The sequence below is a fragment of the Cobetia sp. BMC6 genome, assembly GCF_029991385.1.
In the GTDB taxonomy this organism is placed as follows: Bacteria; Pseudomonadota; Gammaproteobacteria; order Pseudomonadales; family Halomonadaceae; genus Cobetia.
Genome location: NZ_JAKUMF010000001.1, coordinates 385,917 through 411,427, shown reverse-complemented (window position 1 = coordinate 411,427; position 25,511 = coordinate 385,917). Strand labels below are relative to the sequence as shown.

At 64.3% G+C, this 25,511-nt stretch carries 24 protein-coding genes; 15 read left to right on the top strand and 9 right to left on the bottom strand.

What is annotated here, in order from left to right:
• Window positions 1-98: 98 nt before the first annotated feature.
• The 15 genes from MKZ40_RS01775 (at window position 99) to MKZ40_RS01705 (ending at window position 17,043) form a co-directional block, all read left to right on the top strand.
• Entirely contained in the window at window positions 99-2,099 is a 2,001-nt protein-coding gene (locus MKZ40_RS01775) for an AMP-binding protein (protein ID WP_175088467.1), read from the top strand.
• Window positions 2,096-2,959: a glycosyltransferase family 2 protein gene (locus tag MKZ40_RS01770; RefSeq protein ID WP_254626977.1), complete on the top strand. Its 864-nt coding sequence runs from the start codon at window positions 2,096-2,098 to the stop codon at window positions 2,957-2,959. The genes MKZ40_RS01775 and MKZ40_RS01770 overlap by 4 nt, the downstream gene beginning before the upstream one ends.
• Window positions 2,956-3,996 carry a glycosyl transferase gene (locus MKZ40_RS01765; protein WP_175088466.1) on the top strand — a complete coding sequence of 347 codons (1,041 nt, stop codon included), beginning with the start codon at window positions 2,956-2,958 and terminating at the stop codon, window positions 3,994-3,996. Before MKZ40_RS01770 ends, MKZ40_RS01765 begins: the two co-directional genes overlap by 4 nt.
• 113 nt (window positions 3,997-4,109) lie before the next feature.
• On the top strand, window positions 4,110-5,714 hold the full coding sequence (locus MKZ40_RS01760) for an aromatic amino acid ammonia-lyase (protein WP_175088465.1): 1,605 nt from the start codon (window positions 4,110-4,112) through the stop codon (window positions 5,712-5,714).
• Between the two features lie 65 nt (window positions 5,715-5,779).
• A complete protein-coding gene (locus tag MKZ40_RS01755) occupies window positions 5,780-6,277 on the top strand; it encodes an acyl-CoA thioesterase (RefSeq protein WP_175088464.1) in 498 nt (165 codons plus the stop codon).
• A complete protein-coding gene (locus MKZ40_RS01750; RefSeq protein ID WP_175088463.1) occupies window positions 6,277-6,873 on the top strand; it encodes a LolA-related protein in 597 nt (198 codons plus the stop codon). The genes MKZ40_RS01755 and MKZ40_RS01750 overlap by 1 nt, the downstream gene beginning before the upstream one ends.
• Entirely contained in the window at window positions 6,870-9,236 is a 2,367-nt protein-coding gene (locus tag MKZ40_RS01745) for a hypothetical protein (protein WP_175088462.1), read from the top strand. The genes MKZ40_RS01750 and MKZ40_RS01745 overlap by 4 nt, the downstream gene beginning before the upstream one ends.
• Window positions 9,237-9,332: 96 nt before the next feature.
• Window positions 9,333-10,712: a tryptophan 7-halogenase gene (locus tag MKZ40_RS01740; RefSeq protein ID WP_175088461.1), complete on the top strand. Its 1,380-nt coding sequence runs from the start codon at window positions 9,333-9,335 to the stop codon at window positions 10,710-10,712.
• Window positions 10,713-10,721: 9 nt separating this feature from the next.
• Window positions 10,722-11,492, top strand: coding sequence for a DUF3261 domain-containing protein (locus MKZ40_RS01735; protein ID WP_175088460.1), 771 nt, complete (start codon window positions 10,722-10,724; stop codon window positions 11,490-11,492).
• Window positions 11,485-12,828, top strand: coding sequence for a beta-ketoacyl synthase N-terminal-like domain-containing protein (locus tag MKZ40_RS01730; RefSeq protein ID WP_175088459.1), 1,344 nt, complete (start codon window positions 11,485-11,487; stop codon window positions 12,826-12,828). The genes MKZ40_RS01735 and MKZ40_RS01730 overlap by 8 nt, the downstream gene beginning before the upstream one ends.
• On the top strand, window positions 12,822-13,430 hold the full coding sequence (locus tag MKZ40_RS01725; protein ID WP_175088458.1) for a hotdog family protein: 609 nt from the start codon (window positions 12,822-12,824) through the stop codon (window positions 13,428-13,430). Before MKZ40_RS01730 ends, MKZ40_RS01725 begins: the two co-directional genes overlap by 7 nt.
• Window positions 13,430-14,203: a 3-oxoacyl-ACP reductase FabG gene (fabG, locus tag MKZ40_RS01720; RefSeq protein ID WP_175088457.1), complete on the top strand. Its 774-nt coding sequence runs from the start codon at window positions 13,430-13,432 to the stop codon at window positions 14,201-14,203. The genes MKZ40_RS01725 and fabG overlap by 1 nt, the downstream gene beginning before the upstream one ends.
• Window positions 14,203-15,456 carry a beta-ketoacyl-ACP synthase gene (locus MKZ40_RS01715; RefSeq protein WP_175088456.1) on the top strand — a complete coding sequence of 418 codons (1,254 nt, stop codon included), beginning with the start codon at window positions 14,203-14,205 and terminating at the stop codon, window positions 15,454-15,456. The genes fabG and MKZ40_RS01715 overlap by 1 nt, the downstream gene beginning before the upstream one ends.
• Before the next feature lie 252 nt (window positions 15,457-15,708).
• On the top strand, window positions 15,709-16,152 hold the full coding sequence (locus MKZ40_RS01710; protein ID WP_175088455.1) for an excinuclease ATPase subunit: 444 nt from the start codon (window positions 15,709-15,711) through the stop codon (window positions 16,150-16,152).
• Between the two features lie 9 nt (window positions 16,153-16,161).
• Window positions 16,162-17,043, top strand: coding sequence for a hypothetical protein (locus MKZ40_RS01705; RefSeq protein WP_175088454.1), 882 nt, complete (start codon window positions 16,162-16,164; stop codon window positions 17,041-17,043).
• Between the two features lie 7 nt (window positions 17,044-17,050).
• On the opposite strand, the gene MKZ40_RS01700 is transcribed toward MKZ40_RS01705, so the two are convergent.
• The 9 genes from MKZ40_RS01700 to MKZ40_RS01660 form a co-directional block, all read right to left on the bottom strand.
• The gene (locus tag MKZ40_RS01700) at window positions 17,051-17,353 is read right to left on the bottom strand and encodes a hypothetical protein (RefSeq protein ID WP_175088453.1); all 303 of its coding nucleotides are present in this window, start codon (window positions 17,351-17,353) and stop codon (window positions 17,051-17,053) included.
• A gap of 1 nt (window position 17,354) precedes the next feature.
• On the bottom strand, window positions 17,355-17,975 hold the full coding sequence (locus MKZ40_RS01695) for a nucleotidyltransferase (protein ID WP_175088452.1): 621 nt from the start codon (window positions 17,973-17,975) through the stop codon (window positions 17,355-17,357).
• 1 nt (window position 17,976) lies between these two features.
• On the bottom strand, window positions 17,977-18,810 hold the full coding sequence (locus MKZ40_RS01690; protein WP_175088451.1) for a pentapeptide repeat-containing protein: 834 nt from the start codon (window positions 18,808-18,810) through the stop codon (window positions 17,977-17,979).
• 135 nt (window positions 18,811-18,945) lie between these two features.
• Complete coding sequence (locus MKZ40_RS01685; RefSeq protein ID WP_175088450.1) at window positions 18,946-19,305, bottom strand: RidA family protein; 360 nt, start codon at window positions 19,303-19,305, stop codon at window positions 18,946-18,948.
• 289 nt (window positions 19,306-19,594) lie between these two features.
• Window positions 19,595-20,485, bottom strand: a complete 891-nt coding sequence (locus MKZ40_RS01680; RefSeq protein WP_175088449.1) for a universal stress protein — start codon at window positions 20,483-20,485, stop codon at window positions 19,595-19,597.
• A gap of 179 nt (window positions 20,486-20,664) precedes the next feature.
• Window positions 20,665-22,152 carry a SulP family inorganic anion transporter gene (locus MKZ40_RS01675; RefSeq protein ID WP_175088448.1) on the bottom strand — a complete coding sequence of 496 codons (1,488 nt, stop codon included), beginning with the start codon at window positions 22,150-22,152 and terminating at the stop codon, window positions 20,665-20,667.
• Window positions 22,153-22,413: 261 nt separating this feature from the next.
• The gene (locus MKZ40_RS01670; protein ID WP_175088447.1) at window positions 22,414-23,475 is read right to left on the bottom strand and encodes a DMT family transporter; all 1,062 of its coding nucleotides are present in this window, start codon (window positions 23,473-23,475) and stop codon (window positions 22,414-22,416) included.
• A gap of 6 nt (window positions 23,476-23,481) precedes the next feature.
• Window positions 23,482-24,342, bottom strand: coding sequence for an HAD-IB family hydrolase (locus MKZ40_RS01665; protein WP_175088446.1), 861 nt, complete (start codon window positions 24,340-24,342; stop codon window positions 23,482-23,484).
• 134 nt (window positions 24,343-24,476) lie between these two features.
• Window positions 24,477-25,490, bottom strand: a complete 1,014-nt coding sequence (locus MKZ40_RS01660) for a cyclodeaminase (protein WP_254626976.1) — start codon at window positions 25,488-25,490, stop codon at window positions 24,477-24,479.
• Window positions 25,491-25,511: the final 21 nt, after the last annotated feature.

Below are 25,511 nucleotides of genomic sequence, written 5' to 3'. Positions count from 1 at the left end.
CGATAGCTGAGTCCATGCGTGGATACGCCCGGCGTGGATTCGCCCGGCGTGATACGCCCCCAGATGAATTCGACTTTCTGAAGAGTTGCCTGCCTCACATGTCTGATGCCCGCCAGCCTGCCAGTCGTGCCACTGAGCAAGACACCGCCCAGCGCGCCACCTCCCTCATCCATCAGGGCTGGCGCCAGCTCGCCCGACTCGCGCCTGCGGCGCCGGCCTGCTGGCTGGCCAGTCCCGGTCAGCCGCTGCGCCCGCTGAGTCGTGCCGAGCTGATGGCACGCGTTGATGCCTGGCATCAGTGGCTGGACAACCTGCCCGCTGCGCATGCTGTCCGCCGGCCCGGTGCGCGCTGGGTGCTGTTCCAGCCCACGGCGCTTGGTGCCTGCGTGCAGCTGCTGGCGCTGTGGGAGCGCGGCATGCTCGCCGTGCTGCCAGGAGATGACCGCCCGGACACCCTGGCCCGCCTGGCCGAGAGCAGTGATGGCAAGCTGCCCGAGGCCAGCGGCGATGGCTGGCCGTCGGAGCGACCCGGCACTGTCAGCTCTCCCGCTGCACCGAATGCACCGTTCGAGATCACGCCGGACGGCGCGCGTCTCGCGCTGGAGCTCTGCACCTCCGGCTCCACCGGCGAGCCGCTGCGCATCGCCAAGCGCTTCGATCAGCTCGAGGCCGAACTGGCCGTGCATCGCACGCTATGGCCGCTGGCGTCAGACACTCCAGACGCTGACCCAGCGTCTGAGCCAACCACAGACACCGTCAGTCTCAGTCAGGTCAGCCATCAGCACATCTACGGTCTGCTGGTGTCGCTGCTGCGCCCGCTGAGCGAAGGGGTGCCGTTTCTCAGCGAAGCCTGTCATTACCCGGAGCAGCTGGCCGCCGCCATCGCGCAGCTGTCCGGCCTCGGGTATCGCTGCCAGCTGGTCAGCTCACCGGCCCAGCTGGCGCGCCTGCCCCAGGCCAGTGACGAGCCCCGCGTGGCGGACAACTCCAAGGACAACGCCCAGGTGTTGCGGGTCTTCTCTTCAGGTGCTCCGCTGCCGGCCGAGGCTGTCCGCCACGCCGAGAACTGCCTGCAGGCGCCGGTGATCGAGATCTACGGCAGCACCGAGACGGGCGGCATCGCACACCGCCGCCAGCACGAGACGCCCGACTGGACACCGCTGCCGCGGGTCGAACTCCGCTTCTCGCCCGCCTTCGCCGTGCGCTCGCCGTTTCTGGAACAGCCGGACCAGTGGTGGCAGCAGGCCGACAACGCCGCGCCAGTGGCGGCTGAGCCTCCGTCGCAGGGCGAGCAGAATGAAGCGCCACGCTTCCAGCTGCTGGGGCGCAGTGATCGTCTGGTCAAGCTGGCCGGCAAGCGGGTCTCGTTGAGCGCGGTGGAGCGCTGCCTGAGCGAGCAAGCGGAGGTGCTGGAGGTACGTTGCCTGCCGATGCCCACTCGCGAGCATCGCCTGGGCGCGGTGGTGGTGATGGAGGAGAGCGCGCTGCCGCAGGACCACGCCAGTCGCCACGACCTGATCGCGCGTCTGCGGCGTGCACTGATGCCGGGCTTCGAGCGCATCGCCCTGCCGCGCTACTGGCGCTTCGTCACGCGCCTGCCACTGAATGCCCAGGGCAAGTTCACGGCGGACTCCGTCGCACGGCTGTTTGCCGATCTCGACGATCATCGTCTGCCACGCTGGCTGGGCGAAACCTCCAGCGGCGCGCAGCAGCTGACGCTGGAAGCCGAGGTACCCGACAGCCTGTGCTACCTCGAAGGGCATTTCGCCACCCAGCCACTGGTGCCCGGCGTGGTGATGCTCAAGTGGGCACGCGATCTCGGCCGCCGCCTGCGCCTGGCAGGTGTCGGCGTGGAGGAAAGCCGTTTTCAGCGTCTGGAGCGCATCAAGTTCTCCAACCTGTTGCTGCCGGGCATGCGCTTCACGCTGGCCGCGACACTGGTCGCCGACAGCCACGGCCTGCGCGTCGACTTCCGCCTGGAATCCCGCGCAGGCCTGCATGCCAGCGGCCGCTTGCGCTACGGTGCTGAAACCGATGACACACCTCTCAGTTCGCCACTCAGTTCACCCCAGACGACATCCACACCGGAGGCGTCATGAGCCAACCCCAGGCGCCGATGACCGGCCACACATCCTCTCCCCCCGTCAGCGAGTCGCCACTGCGCGCCTGCGTGGTGATTCCGGTCTACGACCACCCCGCCACCATCGCCGGCGTGTGTGCGGGTCTGGCACCGCTCGGGCTGCCCATCGTGCTGGTGGATGATGGCTGCAGCGCGCCCTGCGCCGAGGTGCTGGATCAGCTGGCAGCCGAGGGTCATCACCTGGTGCGTCGCGAGCAGAACGGCGGCAAGGGGGCTGCGGTGCGCAGCGGCCTGCAGGCTGCCGAGCGGCTCGGCTTCACCCATGCCCTGCAGGTGGACGCCGATGGGCAGCACGACGTCAGCGATCTGCCCGCCTTCCTCAACGGCATGCAGGAGAACCCCGACTGCCTGCAGATCGGCTATCCGCAATACGATGCCAGCGTGCCGCGCATCCGCTTCTATGGCCGCTACGCCTCGCACATCTGGGTGTGGATCAACACCCTGTCGCTGGCCATCCGCGACACCATGTGCGGCGTGCGCCTCTACCCGCTGGCCGCCACCAACCGGCTGCTGGCGCGTCATGACTGTGGCGATCGCATGTCCTTCGACACCGAGGTGCTGGTCCGCTGGTACTGGGCCGATGGCGAGGTCGCCAACCTGCCGGTGCATGTCAGCTATCCCACCGGAGGCGTCAGCCACTTCCGCCCCGGTCACGACAATCTGTTGATCAGCGCCATGCACACGCGACTGTTCCTCGGCATGCTGCTGCGCTCGCCGAAACTTGCCTGGCGCACGCTGTCGGGACGCAATCTCAAGACAACATCCACTCATGTCAGCCGCCCCTCGCAGCCTGACGACGCGAAGGGGAAACACGAATGACCCATTGGGCACGCCTGTCGGAAACCGGCTCCACCACCGGCATGCGCCTGATGGTGACGATTCGTCGTCGCCTCGGTGCCTGGCCGTTTCGTATCGCGCTGTTCCCGGTGCTGGTGTGGTACTTCCTGCTGCGCGGGGTGGCGCGCCGGGCCTCCTTCGACTTCCTCAAGCGTCTTGAGCCAGAGCTTGGCGGCGTGCGCCTGTGGACAAGAAGCTTTGCCCACTTCATGCAGTTCGGTGAGGCGATCATGGACAAGGTCTCGGCCTGGAGCGGCGAGATCCCGCTGTCCTCGCTGACCGGCACCGGCCCGGAAGACCTGCGCGACGCTGCGCTGCGGGGCGAGGGCGGCATCATCCTCGTCGCCCACCACGGCAATCTGGATGTGATCAATGCCATCGGTGAGCGCCACGACATCGACCTGTGCGCGCTGGTACACACGCGCCATGCCGAGAAGTTCAATCAACTGCTGGAGCAGGCCACCGGCCGCAAGCCGCCGCAGATGATCGAGGTCAGCGAGATCACGCCTGTCACCGCCATGGCGCTGGGTGATCGCGTCAATCGCGGCGGCTTCGTGGTCATCGCCGCCGACCGCGTGCCGATTCCGCCCACGCTCGACGATACCAAGGCAGATTCCCCTTCGGTAGAAGCCAACACGGCAGAAGGCAGCCGACCCGCGTCACCGGCCAGTGCCGCGGCCTCACCGCGCGTGCTGCACTGTGACTTCATCAATCAGCCCGCACCCTTCCCCCAGGGGCCCTTCATGCTGGCCGCGCTGCTGCGCTGTCACGTCTATACCCTGAGCTGCATTCGCGAACAGGGCGGCGCCCATCCGCGTTTCCGGGTCGACTTCGCGCCCTTCGATGACAGCCGCGCCGTCAAGCGCAGCGGTCGCGAGGCGTGGATCCAGCAGGCCATGCAGCGCCACGCCCGTCATCTGGAAGCGCGCGTGAAGCACCATCCACTGCAGTGGTTCAACTTCTTCGATTTCTGGCATCAGGCGCCAGACAGCACGTCGGCTCCGAAACAGGACGCCTGATCCGCGCCGGGCCTGCGACAACGCTGCTTCGCGCCCGGCTACGCAGCCTTCACCTTGTTCGGCCTTCACGTTCAGCGCATTGTCACGCTTCTCTCTTCGCCAGGTACCTCGTCATGTCACAGCCCGCCACCTCTGCCTCCGCCCTGATTCTCGACGGCAGTGATATCACCCTCGAGCAGTTGATCGATGTCGCCGAAGGCCGCCGTGAGGTGCGCCTGACCTCGGATGCCGCCTTCCGCGCCCGTATCGAGGCCGGCCCGGCCCTGCTGGAACGCCTGCTGGAAGAGGAAGGCGTGGTCTACGGCGTCACCACCGGTTACGGCGATTCCGTGACGCGAGCCGTGCAGGGGGCAGAGGACCTCGAAGCCCTGCCGCGCCACCTCTACACCTTCCACGGCTGTGGCATGGGCGCGGACCTGGATGTGGTCAGCAGTCGCGCGGTGGTGATGGTGCGCCTCGTCTCGCTGTGCCGTGGTGTCTCCGGGGTCAGCATGGCGCTGCTGGAGCGCCTCGTGTGGCTGCTCAATCACGACATCCTGCCGCGCATTCCCGAGGAAGGCTCGGTGGGCGCCAGCGGCGATCTCACCCCACTGTCCTATGTCGCCGCCGTGCTGTGTGGCGAGCGTGAGGTCTGGGTGCGCCCCGGCGCAGGCCAGCCCCACGCGCTGCGCCCGACGGCGGAGGTCTTCGCGGCACACGGCCTGACGCCCTATGTGCTGCGCCCCAAGGAGGGACTGGCGCTGATGAACGGCACCGCCGTGATGACGGCCCTCGCCGCGCTGGCCTACGGCCGCACCACCTACCTCAGCCGCCTGAGCGCACGCATCACCGCGCTCAGCGTGCAGGCGCTGGAAGGCAACCCCTATCACTTCGATGCCGACCTGTTCGCCGCCAAGCCGCATCCCGGCCAGGCCCGCGTGGCCCAGTGGCTGCGCGATGATCTGGCCCACCCGGCGGCGCCGGAAGTGGATGCCACGCCGATCAACTCACCGCGCCTGCAGGACCGCTACTCGACGCGCTGCGCTCCCCACGTCATCGGCGTGGTCGAGGACAGCCTGCACTGGTGGCGCAGTTTCCTGGAGACCGAGCTCAACAGCGCCAACGACAATCCACTGATCGATGTCGAGGCCGGCAAGATTCTCCACGGCGGCCACTTCTACGGCGGCCATGTGGCAATGGTGATGGACAGCCTCAAGACGGCGGTCGCCAACCTGGCCGACCTGCTCGACCGCCAGCTGGCACTGCTGGTCGACAGCCGCTACAACCGTGGCCTGCCCAGCAACCTCAGCGGTGCCACGCCTGAGCGCGCGCCGCTCAATCATGGCTACAAGGCAGTGCAGATCGGCGCCTCGGCCTGGACGGCGGAAGCCCTCAAGCTGACCATGCCCGCCAGCGTCTTCTCGCGTTCCACCGAGTGCCACAATCAGGACAAGGTCAGCATGGGCACCATCGCCGCGCGGGATGCGTTGCGCGTGCTGACATTGGTGGAACAGGTCGCCGCCGCCACCCTGCACGCCGCCGTGCAGGGCAGCGAACAGCGCGCCGACATCACGGGCCAGGCCGCCACGCCGCCCAGGCTGGCCGCCTTCACCCGCGAGCTGCGTGAAGACATCGCGCCCCTCGAGGAAGATCGCGCTCTGGAAGCCGACCTGCGCCTGCTGTGCGCGCGCATCCGTGAGCGCCATTGGGTCCTGAGCGCAGACGAGGCCAACGCATGAGCGAGCGGACAGCCTTGAGCGAGGAAAAAGCCATGAACGAGGCAGCCTTGAGCGAGAGACAAGCCATGAATCAGCCCACAGACACCCCGATGCCGACCGCCACGGTAGAGATGGAAGTGCCCTTCCACGACGTCGACATGATGGAAGTCGCCTGGCACGGCCATTACGTGCGCTATCTCGAGATCGCCCGCTGCAAGCTGCTCGACATGCTCGACTACAACTACCCGCAGATGCGCGATTCCGGCTACGCCTGGCCGGTGATCGACCTGCGCCTGCGCTATGCCGGCCCCGCGCGCTTCGGCCAGCGTATCGCCGTTACCGCTCGGCTGCGCGAGTGGGAGAACCGCCTCAAGCTCGACTACGTGATCCGCGATGTCGAGAGCGGCAAGCGCCTGACCCGTGGCTACAGCGTGCAGGTCGCGGTCGGGCTGGAGGATGGCGAAATGCTGCTGGCCACGCCCGCCGCGCTCAGCGAGCGGCTGGCCGCCTGGCAGGCCGAACAAGCGCTGACACACAACAGTGATGCGCCTGCGACCCCGAACCCGACACAAGGAACGCCGTGATGACGTCACGCCTTGCTATTGCCGCCACTGCCCTGCTGCTGACTGCCGGTGCCCCCTGGGTCAGCGCATCCGAGACCAGCGACTCAGACGCCAGATTCGACGCCCGCGCCCTGACGCAACAGCTGGCACGCACCGCCCCTGTCTGCGGTGATTTCCAGCAGACACGCTGGCTCGAGGATGTCGGTGCAGAGCTCGAGAGCCGGGGTCATTTCCGTCTGATCGGCGACCCGAACGCGCCCGCAGGGCTGGTGTGGGAAACCACTTCGCCGATTGAAGACCGTCTCGAGATGCGCCCCGATGCCAGCCAAGGCCCGAATGGCGAACCGCTGCCGGCCGACCAGCAGGCGATGGCGGAACTGCTGATCAGCTTCTTCCACGGCGACTGGCAGGCGCTGGAGGAGCACTTCTCCCTCACGTTGACGGGCACGCCGGATGACTGGCAGGCCAGCCTGACGCCCAACGATGCTCGCCTGGCCGAGGCCATCGAGCGCCTCGAGATCGACGGTGGCAGCTGGCTGGAACACGTGAACCTCGACAGCGGCGACGGTGACCGCCTGGAGCTGGCCCTCACCGCCGGCGGTCACTGCGAGCGATGACATCACCCAGTCATGAGCCACGCAAGGGGCTGGATCGCGCCGTCTGGCGCTGGCTGTGGGCCGCCGCCCTGCTGCTGTGCGCCCTGCTGCTGGCCGCGAAGATCGTCCCGCAGAGCCCATGGCGCGGGGCGGTCGACACCCGCATCACCGCCATGCTGCCGGAGCAGGAGCGCAGCCCGTTGGCGGCGCGCGCCGAATCGCTGGATGACACCGCCAACCGGCTGGTGATTCTGGTCGGCAGTCGCGATGCCAGCGCCGCCGCACGAAAGCAGCGTGACGCTGCCGCCCGGGCGCTGCGGCAGGCGCTCGCGCCCATCGCGAGGCTGGATGACGGCAAGAGCTTCGAAAGCCTGCGCCTGCCGGCAGAGGTCCAGCCGGCCCTGATCGCCCCGTCGCTTGCCGGCCTGAGTGATGATGACTGGCAGGCGCGCGCGCTCAGGCAGCTGTTCCAGCCCGGCGGCCAGCGCGACCTGATCCGCGATCCCTTCGGGCTTGCCGGCGCCTGGCAGAGCTGGCTGACGCCCGCCAACCTGTCGCTGTCCGGCGGCCAGCTGTTGCTGCGCGCGCCGACATCAAGCGGTGAGCAGCCCGGTAACGGCTATCGCCTGATCAGCGCCACCCTGACGGGCAGCGCCTACGCGATGAGTGACCAGCAGGCGCTGGAACAGGCCGTGAATGGCGTGAAGGCCGACTATCCCGACATCCGGCTGCTGCGCTCCGGGCTGGTCTTCCATGCCAGCAACGGCGCGCGGCAGGCCAAGCAGGAGATGTCGACCATCGGGCTCGGCTCGCTGATCGGCGTGCTGCTGTTGCTGTGGGCGGTGTTCCGCACCCCACGGCGGCTGCCGTTGCTGCTGGTGCCGGTGGCAACGGGCGTGCTGTTCGCGCTGCCGCTGACCTGGTGGGCCTTCGGCAGCCTGCATGTGCTGACGCTGGCCTTCGGCGCCAGCCTGATCGGCATCTCCATCGATTACGTGTTGCATCTGGAATGCATGCGCCGTCTGGCGACGAATGGCCGTGGCGGGCTCACCGCGCTGTGGCCGGGCCTGACGCTGGGGCTGTGCTCCAGCCTCGCCGCCTATCTGGCCATCACCCTGACGCCGATGCCCGGGCTGCGCCAGATGGGCATGTTCGCGGCGCTCGGCTTGATCGGTGCCTGGCTGAGCGTGCGCCTGTGGCTGCCGCAACTGCCACTGCCGGCGCAGGCCACCCGCGTGGATTCCCCCGCCGCCCGCGCCACAGGAGGTCTGGCGCGCGCCATTCCCGGCAAGCGCAGCTGGCAGGCGCTGGCGCTGCTGCTGGTGGCCGCGCTGGCCAGCCTCTACGGACTGCGCAGCGATGACCGTCTCACGCAGCTCAACCCCTCGCCTGCGTCTCTGATCAATGAGCAACGCGAGGTCCAGCGCCTGCTCGCCGAACCGGACGGCCTACGCTACCTGATCGTGCAGGCCGAGACCGACGCCGCCCTGCTCACGCGCCTACATGCGCTGGAAGGCACCTTCCAGCGACTGAATGCGCAACAGCAGTTGGGCCACTGGGCGAGCCTCGCTCAGCAACTGCCGACGCTTGCGCAGCAGCAGGCCAATCTCGGCGCCATGCGTGAGCGCACCCGCACCCTGCTGCCCCAGGTGCTGAGCACCTCAGGCCTGCCGCCCGAGCTGGTCAAGCGTGCCGAGCAGGCCATCGCAGACGCCCACCCGCTGCGCCCGGCGGACTGGGTCGCACTGCCCGCCGGCGAGATGGGCCAGCGACTGTGGCTCGACTCGCGCAGCGCCGCCATCGGTATCGTGCGCTTCGGCGATGTCACGGCTGCGGGCAGTGAAGCGCTTGCGCGCCTCGCCGTGGATGACGACAGCCTCGAGTATGTCGATCAGGTCGCCAGGCTCTCGACGACGCTGGGCAGGATTCGCAGCGAGATGGCTTGGCTGGTCGGCGGCGCGGTGGTCTTGATCAGCCTGCTGCTGGCGCTGCGCTATCGCCGCAGCACCTGGCGCGCCCTGCTGCCGCCGCTGGGCGGGGTGGTGCTGACACTGGCGGCCCTGACGCTGGCAGACGTCGGCCTCAACCTCTTCCACCTGCTGGGCCTGTTGCTGGTACTGGGGATTGGCCTGGATGCGGGCATCTTCTGTGCCGAGCATCCGGCGCGCCGCTCTTTATCAACTACAGCGTCAGGTGCAGCACAGACCAGCAACAGCCGTGCATCGCAGGCCAGCCTGCTGGCGATTTCGCTGTCGTGCGCCTCCAGCCTGCTAGCCTTCGGGTTATTGAGCTTCAGTCAGACACCGGCGCTGGCGGCACTGGGGCTGGCCTGCCTGCTGGGGCTGAGCGCCACCTGGTGCCTGGTGCCCTTCGCGCGCAGTTGAGGCGAGCCATGAGCGAGGGGCAAGCAAGCCGCAGGGAACGCAGCGCAACATGAACACATAACGATAACGATATCGACGACGACAGGGGACGATGCCATGGAATCGGCAGATCGCAGCAACAACCCACCACGCAAGGAAGTCATCATCATCGGCGCCGGACCCGCCGGTGCGGTGGCGGCGGCGTGGCTGGCACGCGCGGGCCATGCGGTGCGCGTACTGGAGCGCAGCCACTTCCCGCGCTTCTCCATCGGCGAGAGCCTGCTGCCACGCTGCATGCAGCATCTGGAGGCCTGCGGCTTGATGGAGGCCGCGGCCGCCGGTGGCTATCAGCGCAAGACCGGTGCGGCCTTTACCCGCCGCGGCGAGCATCGCGTGATCGACTTCCGCGACAAGTTCAGCGACGGCCCCGGCACCACCTGGCAGGTGGAGCGCGCCGACTTTGATCAGCGCTTGATCGAGGGCGCGCGGGCGGCGGGTGCCGAGGTCGAATTCGGCGTGACGGTCACGGACTTCACGCCTGCCGATCATGCTGCGTCTCACACTCGCGGGCCACGCCTCACGCTGGACGATGGCCGGGAGCTTGAGGCCGCCTTCGTGCTGGATGCCAGCGGCTATGGCCGCGTGCTGGCGCGCCTCGAATCCCTTGAGCGTGACCCGCGCCTGGAGCCGCGCATGGCGCTGTTCGGCCATGTCCACGATGGCATCGCCGACCTCGCGCCGCCCGCCGAGGGCTATCGTCGCGACAATATCCTGATCGCCTCGCATCCGACGCATCCCGATGTGTGGTACTGGCTGATTCCCTTCGCCAATGGCCGCGCCTCGCTGGGCGTGGTCGGCCCGCGCGAGCTGATCGAGCCTGCCGCCGAGGACGATGCGCAGACACGCCTGTGGCAGTGGGTGATGGAAGAACCGCGCCTGGCGGAGTTGCTGCGTGAGGCTCGACCGGCCAACGCCGTGCAGTCACTGGGCGGTTACAGCGCCGATGTCAGTCGCCTGCATGGCCCGGGCTATGCGCTGCTCGGCAATGCCGGAGAATTTCTGGACCCGGTATTCTCCTCCGGCGTGACCATCGCGCTGGAATCGGCGCTGCGTGCCGCGCCGCTGGTCGCGCGTGAGCTTACCGCGACCCGCGATGAGCAGCGCCCCGACTGGGCCAGCGAATACGAGCAGCCGCTGCGCCGTGGCATCGAGGTCTTCCGCGAATTCGTCACCGCCTGGTACGACAGCCGTCTGACCGACATCATCTATCATCCCGAGCCGCATGCACGGATTCGCCAGATGATCAGCTCGGTGCTCGCCGGTTACGCCTGGGACACGGCCAACCCCTTCGTCAGCGCCAGTCGCCGCCGCCTGACGGCCCTTGCCAGGCTGACCGCGCCCGAGCAGACACTCGCGCCTGACGCGGAGCCGGAAAGCGACTCACTCGCTGGCCTCAGCGCCTTCGGCCGCGCAGCAAGCATCGGCGAGAACAGGTAAAGTAGCGTCATGAAAAACATCTCTTTCGCCTCTCACGTTGTTTTCACCGGGCTGCGTTCAGCAAGGCTGCGCTCAGTCGGGCTGCGTTCATCAGGGCAGAGCAGCCGCCTCGGGCTGGCCAGCCTTGCCGTGGCCGCCACTCTGCTGTTGAGCGGCTGCAGCCTGCTCGCCCCAAAGCCGCTGGAGGCTGCCAGCCCGATGCCGGCGCTGGCGAATCTCGAGCAGACCAGCACCCAACGTCTGATTCTGCGTGTGGCGCGTATAGAGAGTGATGACAGCGCACAGCGTGCAGTCGATGGCGAGGGTGCGCAGGAGCACAATCTGCCGCCTCTCATCGGCGTACTGCGCCAATCGCCCGAGGCCATGCGGCTGGTCATGCTCAGCGTGCAGGGCCAACGCCTGCTGACGCTGGTGCATGACGCCGATGGCAGTCGTTTCGAGAAGGCACGCCCCGAGGTGCTCAAGAAGCTGCCCTTCAGCGCCGACTGGCTGGCACGGCGTATCGCCTGGGTGCACTGGCCAAAGGACGCGATCGATGACGCCTTTGCGAACACAGGCTGGCAACTGGTACAACGCGGCGACTGGCAGCAACGCCGCCAGCCCGCGCAGCGCATCATCACACATGATGGTGTGACCATCGCCGAGCTGAGCCGCGATGCCAGCGGCCGCGTGACGCTGCGCGACCCGGCAGCCGACATGCAGCTGACGCTGGAACCGCTGGCAGCGCCCAGTACACAGAACGATTCTGACGACTCACCGGAAGCTCCCGCGCATGACTGAATCTGTTGCAACCGTGGCCACCGCAACCCCCAAGGGCCGCGACACTGGCAACGCCTGCCGCCTGTCACGCCCCGGCATCGTCTGCCCGCTGGGCGCGGACCACGGCCTGATCAGCAGTGCGCTGTTCAGCGCCAGCCGTGGCCTGCGTGTCAGCGATGACTTCAGCCCCGGCACGCCGCTGTCACTGGGACGCGTCACCGCGCGGCTGGTGGATGACAGCGACTGGCCGGCCCCGCTACGCTCACGCAACAACCGCCTGCTGGCCACCGCGCTTGAGCAGCTGGCACCGGAGCTTGAGGCTCTCAAGCGTCAGGGCATCGCCCCAGAGCGCATCGGCGTGGTGCTGGGTACCAGTACCTCCGGCATCGGCGAGACGGAAGCCGCGATGGACGCCCAGCGCGCCGCCGTCGCCCAGGGCACGCCGAGCGCCGACAGCTGGCCGCAGAGCTTTGAATATCGTCGCCAGGAACTGGGCGCACCCGCCGAGTGTGTCGCCTGGATGAGCGGCGCGCGTGGGCCGATCTACACCCTGTCCACCGCCTGCACCTCCAGCGCCAAGGCCCTGGCCAGCGCACGCCGCCTGCTGGCCTCCGGCCAGTGCGATGCGGTGATCGCCGGTGGCGCCGACAGCCTGTGTCACATGACGGTGAAAGGCTTCATGAGTCTGGAGGCCGTCAGTCGCAAGGAGAGTCTGCCGCTGGGGGCCGAGCGCGATGGCATCAATCTGGGCGAGGCCGCGGTGCTGTTCGTGGTCACGCCGGAGCGCGGCGGCGTACAGCTGACCGGCGTCGGTGAATCCAGCGATGCCCACCATATTTCCGCGCCCTGCCCCGATGGCAGCGGCGCCGAGGCCGCCATGCGCGGCGCACTCGCCAGTGCCGGACGCACCCCCGGCGAGATCGACTACATCAACCTGCACGGCACCGCCACGCCGCTGAATGATGCGATGGAAAGCCTCGCCATCAGCCGCCTGTTCGGCAGGGATGCCGGTTCTGATGCCGGTTCTGACAGCGTTTCTGATGCCGGTTCTGATACCGACGAGCCCCGTCTGCCCGCCGTCAGCTCGACCAAGGCCCTCACCGGCCATACGCTGGGGGCCTGCGGTGCGCTGGAAGCCGCATTCTGCTGGCTGGCGCTGGAACATGGTCGCCTGCCGCCGCATGCCACGCCGCGTGAGGCACTGGACCCGACGCTGCCTGCGCTCAACATCGTCTATCGTGACCGTCCCGAGACCCCGCCACTGCGGGTGATGAGCAATGCCTTCGCCTTCGGCGGCAACAACATCTCGCTGGTGCTGGAGCGTCACACCACCGACCCGGAGTCCTCTGCATGCTGACCCCGAGCACCGACTCAGTTTCCATTGCTGACTCTGATGTGCAGCCCCGTGAGGCGGGCTATCCCGCCATGCCCTGCGCCATTGGCCCCTATGTGCCCCATGATGCCGGCATGTGTCTGCTGGATAACGTGCTGCGCTGTGACGAGCATTCGCTGAGCGCCGACATCACCCCGACGCCAGACAACCTGTTCGCCGAGCACAACGCCGACGGGCAGACCGTGATCCCCGCCTGGGTCGGGCTTGAGTGGATGGCGCAGGCCATCGCTGCCTGGTCGGGCCTGCAGGCCGCACGCAGCGGCCAGCCACCACGAGTCGGCTTTCTGCTTGGGAGTCGCCGTTATGAGAGCGAAGTCGCCGCCTTTTCCTGCGATTGTCGCTGGCAGATTCATGTTCAGCTCGACTATCGCGCTGACAACGGTCTGGGCGCCTTCGAGGCCACCATCAGCGACGAGCACGGCGCCACCGTCGCGCGTGCCGGCGTCAATGTCTTCGAGCCGGCGCCCGAGGCGCTGCCCTCTGCGGCGTCTACGCAAGAGACCGCACAAGAATCCTCACCCGGACAGCAGGATGCTGCCGGTGCCTCATCGCAAGGTAACGTCTGATGTCTGTCACCCCCCCCGCTACTGAAACTGCCACCGCCGCCCCTGAAGCGCGCGAGTGGATTCTGGTCACCGGCTCCAGCCGGGGTATCGGCCGCGCCATCGCGCTGCGTCTGGCCCGCGAAGGCTACAACCTGGTGCTGCATTGCCGCTCGCGCCGCGACGCTGCCGAGGAGGTCGCGCGTGAGATCAGCGCCCTGGGCGGTGACTCGCGCATCCTGAGCTTCGATGTCGCCGACCGAGAAGCCGCGCGCAATGCGCTCGAAGCGGATATCGAGGCGCACGGCTGCTACTACGGCGTGATCTGCAATGCCGGTATCCATGCCGACAACGCCTTTCCGGCGCTTACCGATGAAGACTGGGACAGCGTGATCCGCACCAACCTCGATGGCTTCTACAACGTCATCAAGCCGCTCTCGATGCCGCTGGTACGCCGTCGCAAGCCGGGGCGCATCATCGTGATGTCCTCGGTGTCGGGCATGATGGGCAATCGCGGTCAGGTCAACTATTCCGCCGCCAAGGCGGGACTGATCGGCGCGGTCAAGGCGCTGGCGGTGGAGCTGGCCAAGCGCCGCATCACCGTCAACGCCGTCGCACCCGGCGTCATTGCCACCGAGATGACCGAAGGCGTCGAGATGGAAGAGGCGCTGAAGATGATTCCCATGCGCCGCGCAGGGGAAGCCGAGGAAGTTGCCGCCACCGTGGCCTTCCTGTGCTCGAAGGACGCCGGCTACATCACCCGCCAAACCATCGCCGTGAATGGAGGGATGTTCTGATGGCGACCGCTCCTGCAATTCGTGGCAATCGCGTCGTGGTTACCGGCATGCATGGCTTCTCACCCATCGGCAATGACTGGCCGACGTTGCGCGCCAACCTGGCCGCCGGGCGCACCGGCATCCGCTATATCGAGGACTGGGACAAGTACGACGGCCTCAACACCCGCCTCGGCGCGCCGGTCAACGATTTCGAACTACCCAAGCACTACAACCGCCGTGCGCTGCGCAGCATGGGCCGTGTGGCGCAGCTGGCGACCCGCTCCAGCGAACTGGCGCTGGAAGCGGCCGGCCTGAGTGACAGCCCGCTCAAGGAAAGCGGCCAGATGGGCATCGCCTACGGCGCCTCGGCCGGTGAGCCGGACGCGGTGGCCGACTTCGGCAACATGCTGATCAACCACTCCACCGATGGCCTCAGCGCCAATTCCTATATCCGCATGATGGCGCATACCGCGCCGGTCAACATCGGCGTCTTCCTCGGCATCAAGGGGCGGATTCACACCACCTCCAGCGCCTGCACCTCGGGCAGTCAGGGCATCGGTTACGCCTATGAGGCGATCCGCTTCGGCCGCCAGACCGCGATGGTCGCCGGTGGCTGCGAGGAGCTGTCCGCCGCAGACGCCGCGGTGTTCGACACCCTGTTCGCCACCAGCACCTGCAATGAGCGCCCGGACCTGTCACCGCGGCCCTTCGATGCCGAACGTGATGGCCTGGTGATCGGCGAGGGTGCCGGTACGCTGATTCTGGAAGAGCTGGAGCACGCCCTGGCGCGCGGCGCGACCATCCACGCCGAGATTCTCGGCTTCGGCACCAATTCCGATGGCCGTCACGTCACCCAGCCGGACGCCAACATGATGGAAGCCGCGATGCGCATGGCGCTGGAAGATGCCGGTGTCGATGCCTCGGAGATCGGCTATGTCAGCGCGCATGGCACCGCCACCGAGCGCGGCGACATCGCCGAGAGCCACGCCACCCATGCCGTGTTTGGCGATTCCACGCCGATCAGCGCCTTCAAGAGTTTCACCGGCCATACCCTGGGCGCCTGTGGCGCGCTGGAAGCCTGGATCGCCATCGAGATGATGCGTGAGGGCTGGTTCCACGGCACCGCCAATCTCACCAGTCTCGACCCGCGCTGTGCGCAGCTCGACTACCTCACCGGCGCAGGCCGCGAGATCGAGACGGACACCGTGATGAGCAACAACTTCGCCTTCGGCGGCATCAATACCTCGCTGATTCTGCGTCGCTGGCAGGAGTGACTGCACTGCGAGCGAGCTGGCGCACGACTGTCGCTACCAGACGACTTTGCAGCGGGTCAGTTCTGGCGCAAGATACGCGCCCGCTGCATGGTCTATGGTGTGATTGGCTCACGCCTATGGCTGTCTGACGGCGATATTCGCTGGCCTCGAGCCAGTCAATCACACGGTAAGGAGGGGTTTCACATGGCGTCATCCGTTGCTCAGTCATTCCCTTGGGTGTTGCGTGCCACTCGCTCTGCACGAGGCATGGCAATGGGCGCCGCCCTGGTGATCGGCTCTGCCAGTCTGCTGGCCTCCGCACCGGCAGAGGCGCGCGATACCCAACACTTCCTGCCGATCATGCCGGTAATGGCCAGCACCGCGGCCAGTCAGCGACTGGGCAAGGACGTGGCCTTCTTCTTCGGTGACAAGCAGCCCTACGAGCGCATCGAGAAGCGCGGCTGGGCACGGGTGAACCCGAAGACCAACGCCACCAACAAGAGCGATGCGGAAGCCTGTCGCTGGGTGTTCCTGTCGGCGCTGCGTGCGCTGCAGGAAAAGGCGCGCGAATACGGGGCCAATGCGGTCATCAACATCCGCAGCGACTATGACAAGGTGCCCTACTCCAGCAGCGAGAAGTACGAGTGCCACGCAGGCAATATCATCGCGGGCGTCGCGTTGCGTGGGGATCTGGTGATCCTGCATCCGAAGAACTGATTCGCCATCATGACGGCCAGGCAAGGCAAGGATGTGAGCGAGGCAGACGAGCCGGTTGAGGATAACTCGGCAGACGAGCCTGCGACGCGCCTGACCGATCACCCCGCCTATCGCTGCGTGGTGCTGGGGCATGCTGCAGCGGATGGCTCCGCTTCACTGAGCGCTGGTTTACTGAGCGCTGATTCGCTGAGCGCCGACTTGTCCAACGGCGAGCCGCTGATTTCGCATGATCCCCATGCCTTCGCCGCCGCCCTGGCATCTTCGGCAGCCTGCGCCTTGCCCAATCCCTGCTCTGAATCTTCCCCTCGGCCAGCCCGCCTGTGGCTGGCCGAGGCGTGTGTGCTGCCAGCCTCCTGTGCTGATTCGGCTGCTCCCTCTATCAACTCCTCGACTGAGGCTTCCTGCTATCGCTCGCTGCGCGCTCGCCAGCCGGATGTGGATAACGCGGACACCCTCGTGTCATCTGCCAAGGCCCGCCGTCGCCAGCAACGTGAAGCCGAGTCACACCTCGCTCGCCTGCTGCTCGGTGAACTCGCCGCTGCCCAGGGTATCCAGCTTGCGCTGGCCGACTGGTCGCCGCGCGGCCAGGCACCCCACCATCCTGGGCTACCGGCAGGCTGCCATGTCTCCATCGCCCACCGCCACGGCCATGTGCTCGTCGGCCTCGCTACCGCCCCACTCGGGCTGGATCTCGAATACCGCAACCCGCGCCACGCCCAGGACCTCGACGCCCGCATCGCCATGCTGCCTGCAGACGCACGCGAACGCCTCGCCGAGGCATCACACCTCAGCGAGACAGAACGACTGGACGGGTTTTATCGGGAATGGGTGAGGTATGAGGCTAGAATTAAATTAACAAGGCTTAACTTTTGTGACAGTATATCCACCTAGCGATATATCAAATTTTTTGTAACATCACCCTTAATAGATCGAGCTTTGCATTAACTTCTCTAGACAAATATCTATACTCTTCTGAGATTTGCTCCTGGCTTTTATTAGCCAAAAAAAATAGACTTTTCGAGATATCTTTTATCAGCTTGACAAAACAATCCTCCGCATTTACACCATTACTATTAACCCACCGATTAATTGCCTTATCAGACAGACCAAATATAGGCTCTTTAAAAGCACCTGAGCTGTTTATAATTTTAATAGCTTGACGCTGCGCGTCTATTCTATTAGAAAACTCAGAGTCTCTCATTTCAGCTAACTCCCGCAAGTGTATATTTCATCCATTCATCTATATAATCCATACAAGATTTGGCCTCGGATATTTCTATGTCTGTTAATTGCACGCCGATACCTCTTGTACATAGCATGCGAGCTCTCCTATAAATATCATAGATATCTTCTTGTATATCCAAACTATTCAATCCGATCTGTATAGAAGAATCTCTAGAAAAAACAGGTTCGCGACAATATTGCAGAGAATAACAAGTTGCAAAGTTCCTCATAGATAAAAAAATATTAGATAATTCAAAAACCTCTGAGAAACTGGAGCTCAAGATTTCTTCTTTAGCCTTCAAAAAGATAGCATAAAATTTCTCACAATCTGCTACTGCGTTTGTATATTTAGCCGGCGAGCCTAGCTTAGCTACTGGATCACTTCCATCCAAGGTATAAATTAACTTAGATTCCAAATGAAGGTGCCATGCAAACGGATTACCTTGTACCCATAGCTCTTGCAATCGGCAATATGAATATATTGAATATATCAAAGGATCAAAACCATGTTCCGCGTTATCTAGAATGGCCAATAAATCTACGTCAGAAGAAGTATCTATTTCCCCACGACACACAGAACCAAAAGCATAAATATACATATCAGCGCCTATTGAACCTTTTAACAACTATAGATACAAAAAAACCAAACATCACGAGTTTTATTGAATATATAAATGCCAAATATGTATTTGAGTATTCTAACGGCTTAATAACTCCAAGAAAAACTTGTACAGAGATTACAGCTGATTGAAGATAATCACTTATGGAATTAGTATCTCCAAAAAAGAAAACATGAGCCATAGCCATAACTATTAACAAAAAAACCATACATCTAACTAGTTTAGTCGCAGACTCACCATTACCCCAGACTAAATCCAAAAATTTAAAGTTAACCCATTCAAGAAGAGCTTGAAAACGTCTAATCCCCTTGTATTTATCTCTATAATACTTTTCGTCAGAATGCCATGACTTTTTTAGATGTGTTTCTGTTGCTTGTAGCTCTACACCCATTGCTTTATTAACAGCTTTAGAATCACCAAGCTGCTGATAGTTCAATCGCAATGACCGCGCAAACTTTAGCTTTAGATTCTCCCTACCATTAAACTCAGACTTCAAAATATCAGTGTCTACTTGAGTCTTATCAAAAGTAGAATAAATAAAATCGCACCCATGAAAACTAGAGCCCGACAGATTACTATTTAAAAACTTACATCCTATAAAGTTACAGCTATCAAAAGTGCAATTTTTAAAATAAACAGAATCAAATATAGTGTAACTAAAATCAACTCTTTTAAACTGTGCTTTTTTAGCAACCAAGCGCAAAAATAACTTATTCCTAAACTGCTCACCTGCGGAGTCTGCTTTAACTACCTCTTTCTCTCCTGTATTAATTTCTTTGTCTTCAATAACTTCTCTTCCATTAGGCTTTAACATAAAAACCCTATATCACAAATAAATATAAATTATCTTTAGATTATATGATTATCTTAGCTTAAATGTCAAAAAAACAATTACTTTAAAAACCCGCCAGAGAAATCTCAGACGGGCTTAGAAAAATCATACTGCGAGTTACTTAACGGCAGCGACCACGGTAATTTCACACAGCAGTTCCGGGCTGGCCATGGCGGCTTGTACGCAGGCGCGGGCGGGGGCGTGACCTTGTGGTACCCAGGTATCCCAGATGTCGTTGAAGGTCTTGAAGTCATCCATTGTCTTGAGATAGACGGTGGCGGAGAGCAGGTGCTCGCGGTCGGTGCCGACTTCTTCCAGCAGCGCATCGACACGCGCGAGCATGCTGTTGGCCTGGTCCGTGATATTCCCGAAGCGGTGGTCCGGTCCGGCAACCTGACCACACAGGTAGATGGTGTTGTTGTGGATCACGGCGCGGCTCATGCGCGGCTTGGTGTCGTGACGTTGGATATCGCTCATGGAGAGTGTCCTTGTGCCGTTCTTCTTGGAGTGGTGAAAGACGCGCCTGCGTAAGGGAAAGCCCCGCAGCGGCATGACGCGCAATGAGGATAAGCGGCCATCAGCGTTCCAGATTCCGGCGAGCGGCGCAACGCGACCTGCGGGGTATTTTCCAGTCGTCGAGAGGGTTTCTGCCTTGCGTACCTGTAGCCACTCCCCAAGGGGTAGAAATGACGACGCCGCGCCGTCCCGACATGACAGGGAAAGGCGCGGCGTTCTCATTGCCCGGCAGGGCGTGGGCTGAACAGTGCTAGCGCAGGATCAGCAGCGGCACCGTGGCGTTGCGAATCATCTCGGTAGTGGTGCTGCCGACCAGCAACTGACGGATGCGCGAGTGACCGTAGGCGCCCATCACCAGCATGTCGATGGCGTGTTCCTTGGCATATTCACGCAGACAGGCTTCCACCTCCCCCGCTCTGAAGCTTGCCTGCACGCTGAAACCTGCCGCGGTGAGAGTGTCGCGCGCGGCGTCCAGCGGTGCTTGATGCTCCACCGTTTCCGCGCCGACCATCACCAGATGCAGCTCCGCGCCTTGCAGCAGGGGACTGGCCGCCAACACCTCGACGGCGCGCTTGATGGTGCTGCTGCAATCGAAGGCGATCAGCACCCGCGTCGGCAGATTGAACTCGCCCGGCACCACCAGCACGGGGCGATGCAGGCTGCGGATCACGCGCTCCAGATTGCTGCCCAGGTGCTCGCTGGCCTGCTCCGCCCCTTCACCACGCTTGCCGATCACCAGCAGGCGAATCTCGTCCTCAAGCTCCTCCAGGGTCTCGACCAGCTCGCCATTGCGCTGGCGTGGGCGCGGCTCGGCGATACCCGCCTGCACGGCGCGCTCGTAGGCGGCCTCCAGCATCAGGCGGCCCTGCTCCTGGGCGATACGCCCGCGTTGCTCATCCAGGGTGGCGAGCTCTTCCAGCAGGTGCTCGCGCGCGCCGAGCCCGATGCTGCCGGAGAGATCACTGCTGGCCTCGCCCGCCCCTTCCTGGCGGTCGATCACATGCAGGAAGCTCAGCGGCGCCGAGAGACGTTGGCTTGCCCATACGGCGGCATCACACACGGAGACGGCAAAGGCGGAGCCGTCAATGCAGGCGGTGACCTTGTCATGGCCTGTCAGGGCACTGGCAGAGGATTGGCTCATGGCGTGCTTCCTTATGCTGACGATCAAGGTTGGCGCTTCAGGCGCCTGTTTCGAGATTACCACTTTCCGACCCCATCAACGCAAACGGCGGGTAGCCCGTGAAGGACTGCCCGCCGTCTTTACGCATCAATCACGCTGCTGGCGCCCCGCCCTCGATCAGGCGGGAGGCGCCAACGGGATCAATGACCCATCAGTTTCTCGACCGCATCCGGCTTGTCATGCACCGCGAAGCGATCCACCAGCGTGGCGCTGGCTTCGTTGAGGCCACGCACCTCGACCTCGGTCCCCTCGCGGCGGAACTTGACCACCACGGTGTCCAGCGCGCCGATGGCGGTGATGTCCCAGAAGTGCGCACGGCTGACGTCGATGACGACACGCTCGACGGTCTCCTTGAGGTCAAAACCGGCCTGGAACTGCTCGCTGGAGGCGAAGAACACCTGACCGACCACGCGGTATTCGCGGGTACGGCCATCGGCATTCATGTCGCTGCCGATATGCAGCACCTGACCGATCTTGTTGGCGAAGAACAGCGCCGAGAGCAGCACGCCGACCAGCACACCGATCGCCAGGTTGTGAGTCGCGACCACGACGGCCACGGTGCCCAGCATGACGATGTTGGTGGACATCGGGTGGGTCTTGAGATCACGGATCGACTGCCAGGAGAAGGTGCCGATGGAGACCATGATCATCACCGCGACCAGTGCGGCCATCGGAATCTGCGAGACCCACGGGCCGAGGAACACGACCAGAATCAGCAGCACGACACCCGCCACCATGGTGGAGAGGCGCGTACGACCGCCGGACTTCACGTTGATCATCGTCTGACCGATCATCGCGCAACCCGCCATGCCGCCGAGGAAGCCGGTGACGACGTTGGCCGCGCCCTGGCCCTTGCACTCACGGTTCTTGTCGGACGGCGTATCGGTCAGGTCATCGACCAGCGTGGCCGTCATCAGGGATTCCAGCAGACCCACGACCGCCAGCGGCAGCGAGTACGGCAGGATGATCCACAGGGTTTCCAGATTGAAGGGGATGTCCGGAATCAGGAACACCGGCAGGCTGTCCGGCAGCTCGCCCATGTCGCCGACGGTGCGGATATCCAGACCGACGATCATGGAGAAGATGGTCAGCACGATGATGCAGACCAGCGGCGACGGCAGCAGCTTGCCGACCTTCGGCACCAGCGGCAGCAGATAGATGATGCCGAGACCGGCCGCCGTCATGGCGTAGACGTGCCAGGTGACGTTGGTCAGCTCCGGCAGCTGGGCCATGAAGATCAGGATCGCCAGCGCATTCACGAAGCCGGTGACCACCGAGCGCGACACGAAGCGCATCAGCGAGCCGAGCTTGAAGTAGCCGAAGATGATCTGGATCACGCCGGTCAGCACGGTGGCGGCCAGCAGGTATTCCAGGCCGTGGTCCTTGACCAGGTCGACCATCAGCAGTGCCATGGCACCGGTGGCGGCGGAGATCATGCCCGGACGGCCACCGGCGATGGCAGTCACCACGGCGATGGAGAAGGAGGCATACAGGCCGACCTTGGGGTCGACACCGGCAATGATGGAGAAGGCGATGGCTTCGGGGATCAGGGCCAACGCCACCACCAGGCCGGACAGGATGTCGGGCCGGAGGTTGGAGAGCCACTGCTGTTTGAGGCTGCTTGTCATCGAGTCGTCCGCAACAGGTTGGGGAGGGTGGTGTGCGTGCTGAATCCTGGCGCTGTCGAGTCAGTCTGACGGCCGGTTGTGGCAATCTTCATCACTGCGTCAGGGCAGTGCCGCTCGCGCCTGGCTCGCGTCGTGAAGTGCTATCGTTTCCGGTCGCCCTGTGGCTTTCTTCGCGCCATGAGCTATTCGCTCCGGTCGCCGTGAGGCGTCCAGAGGGCTGTCATTTGACAGTGAATAAACTCGGGGATGGGCGGGATTGTATCAGTTGCCGCCCGCAGACGCATCCGCAGAAGGGGCGCGCATGGCCTGCAGGTGACGCAGGCGGCGGTCGATCAGGCTCTTGATCAGCATCGCGCCCAGCACCATGGCGCCGCCTACCCAGCCGCGCAGTGTCAGCGACTCGTCCAGCACCCACCACACCCACAGGATGCCGAACACGCTTTCCAGCAGCATCAGCAACGCCACCTCGGCGGACGGCAGATACAGCGGGCCGCGCTGGATCAGCGTGAAGCCCAGCGGCGAGAGCACCAGACACAGCAGCACCAGCCAGCCGGCGCGCTGAGCGAAATCATCGCTGTGCGAGGGCCATAGCTGGGTGAGCACGCTCTCGAGGACCTCTGCTGCACCCTCCCCTGCACCCTCTCCTGCCCCAGAGACTGCCAACCACGTGCAGGCCAGCAGGCCACACAGCGCGGTCAGCAGTCCCGACAGCGTCAGCATCGGGCTCATGTCGAGCCCCGGGCGCGTGCGACACAGCGTGAAGTTGCCCGCCAGCGACAGGCTGCAGCCCAATGCGAGCAGATTGCCGGTCAACGAGCCGCTGCCCGCCTCGTCCATCACCAACAGCGTGATGCCCGCCAGCGAGACCAGAATCGCGCCCCATACATGGCGCGGCTGGCGCTCGCCCAGCCATAGCCGCGACATCAGCGCTGCGAACAGTGGACTGGCGGCGAGGATGATCAGCACATTGCCGGCGCGGGTGTATTGATTGGCGAGCACGAAGCCCAGCGTGGAGCCGGTGAACAGCAGCGCGACCCACAGTCCCGTGCGCCCGCAGCCACGCATGCGCGCCAGCGCACTGACCAAGCGCTGGCCAGGCCCGCCGCGCTGGGTGAGCAGCAGAATCAGCGCGAAGCCGATGGCCGTCAGCAGGCCGCGCCAGAACACCAGCGGGCCATCGGCGACATCGGCGAGGCGCAGCAACAGCGCATCCGGCGAGATCAGCAGCACGCCCAGCGCCGTCAGCGCGACGCCACGCGCCTGCAGGGCTCTGGCATCCGGGTTGTGATCGGGCACGAGGTGGGGGTCAGTCGACGGCTGCATGCACGCTCAGTCCGATTCGATGGACAGGTGCGACTGGCGCCAGTCGACCACCGGCCAGCCACGCGCTTCGGCGAACTGGCGCAGCGGCGCATCCGGCTGGGTGGCGTGGGGATGATCGACCCGCTCCAGCAGCGGCAGGTCGTTGTGGGAATCGGAGTAGCCCCACAGTGCCTGCGGCGCACGCTTGAGCTGGCTTGCGTCTTCCAGCCAGGCGTCCAGCGCCGCCAGCTTGCCTTCGCGGAAGGTGACGATGCCGGTGGTCTCGCCGGTGAAGCGGCCCTCTTCATCGAAGGCAGGATGGGTGGCCAGCGCGCCATCGGCGGTCAGGCGACTGGCGATGGGGCCGACCAGATGGTGCATGGAGGCGGAGATGATCAGGGTGCGATGGCCCGCCTCGCCGTGTTCAGCCAGACGCGCGATGCCGCCTTCCAGCAGACGCGGCATCACCATTTCTTCCACGAAATCATCGACTTCGCGCCGCACCTCATCGCGATGTCGCCCGATGAGCGGACTGAGCAGATGACCGGTGTGCTCGTGGATATCCAGAGTGCCGGCGTGATACTCGCTCTGATGGCGCTCGCCGATGGCCATGAAGGCCTCGACATCCTCGATCCAGCCACAGGCGGCCATCCAGCGCATCCACATGCCGGTGCAGTCGCCATCGAGCAGGGTATCGTCGAGATCGAACACCGCCAGCGGGGAATCCAGCTGGCAGAAATGGCGCAGATACCCCTCACCCGGCGGGGATAGCGGTGGCAGCAGCGTCACGGCATCGCAGTCGGCGCAGAGGTCCGCCAGCGGCGAGCGGCGGACCTCTACCCCGGGAGCAGCATTGAGGGCGCGCGGCGCAGCAGAGGGTGAGGGCATGGTTCGAGTCACGACAGGCTCCGAGTGGACGAGGGAGTCAACGGCTTCCTGCCGTTACTGCGTGACCCTCGCATGCGGCGCCGCGCTGGGCAAGTCCGTCGCGCCTTCACGACCCGCTGTCGCTGCGTGCGGCGCTAGCGCTGGGCGAGTCGAGCCAGCGCCAGGCTGGCAATCGCGGTGTCCTGCACGCCGGTGCCGGTCAGGTCTGCCACCGTGATGCGGGTATCAGTGGCGGTTTCGGTCTCTTCACCTCTGTTCTGGTCACCCTCACGCAGGCGACGCCCATCGGCCAGCAGCTTGCCCAGCTCGTACACCTCGCACGCCTTGGCCTGGTCTTCATCCAGCCCCTTCAGCTCGCCATTGATTTCCGACTGGGCACGGCTGTCACACACGAAGTAGTCGCAATCGGTCAGCACATCGGCTTCCAGCTCGCGCTTCTCGGGGCTGTCGGAACCCATCGCGGTGACATGCACGCCTTCCGGCAGCATCGAGTATTCCAGCAGCGGCGTGTGAGATGGCGTGGCAGTGACGATGATGTCGGCGTTCTGACACACCGCGTGCAGGCTGTCATGACTGCGTACGGTGAGGCCCAGTCGCTCCTCCGTCTCACGCGCGAAACGCTCGGCCCGCTCCTTGTCGCGTGCCCAGACATCGACACTCTCGATGTCGCGCACCAGCCGCAGCGCCTCCAGCTGCAGGCTCGCCTGCTCACCGGCGCCGATCAGCGCGACGCGCTTGCTGTCGGGGCGTGACAGGGCCTCTGCCGCCACGGCACCGGCCAGCGCGGTACGAATGGCGGTGAGATAGCCGCCGTCATCCAGCAGGGCCCTGGCCAGTCCCGTCTCGGCGGAGAACACCACCATCAGGCCATTGAGGCTTGGCAGGCCGCGGGCGGGATTGTTGAAGAAGCCGGGACTGATCTTGATCGCGAAGTGCTTGAGCCCCTGGATATGGGCGGTCTTGACGTCCACCTCGCCGTTGGCCTCCTCGATGGCCATCGACAGGATCGGCGGCTGCACCACCTTGCCTTGGCCCAGCGCGATGAAGGCATCGCGAATGGTGCCCAGTGCCGTGGCGTCCAGCCCCACGACCTGCTCGATCTGTTCACGGGAATACGTCTGCATGCTTTCTTGAGCCGGTTGTGTCATGCGCCCTCCTCCTGGTGTGCC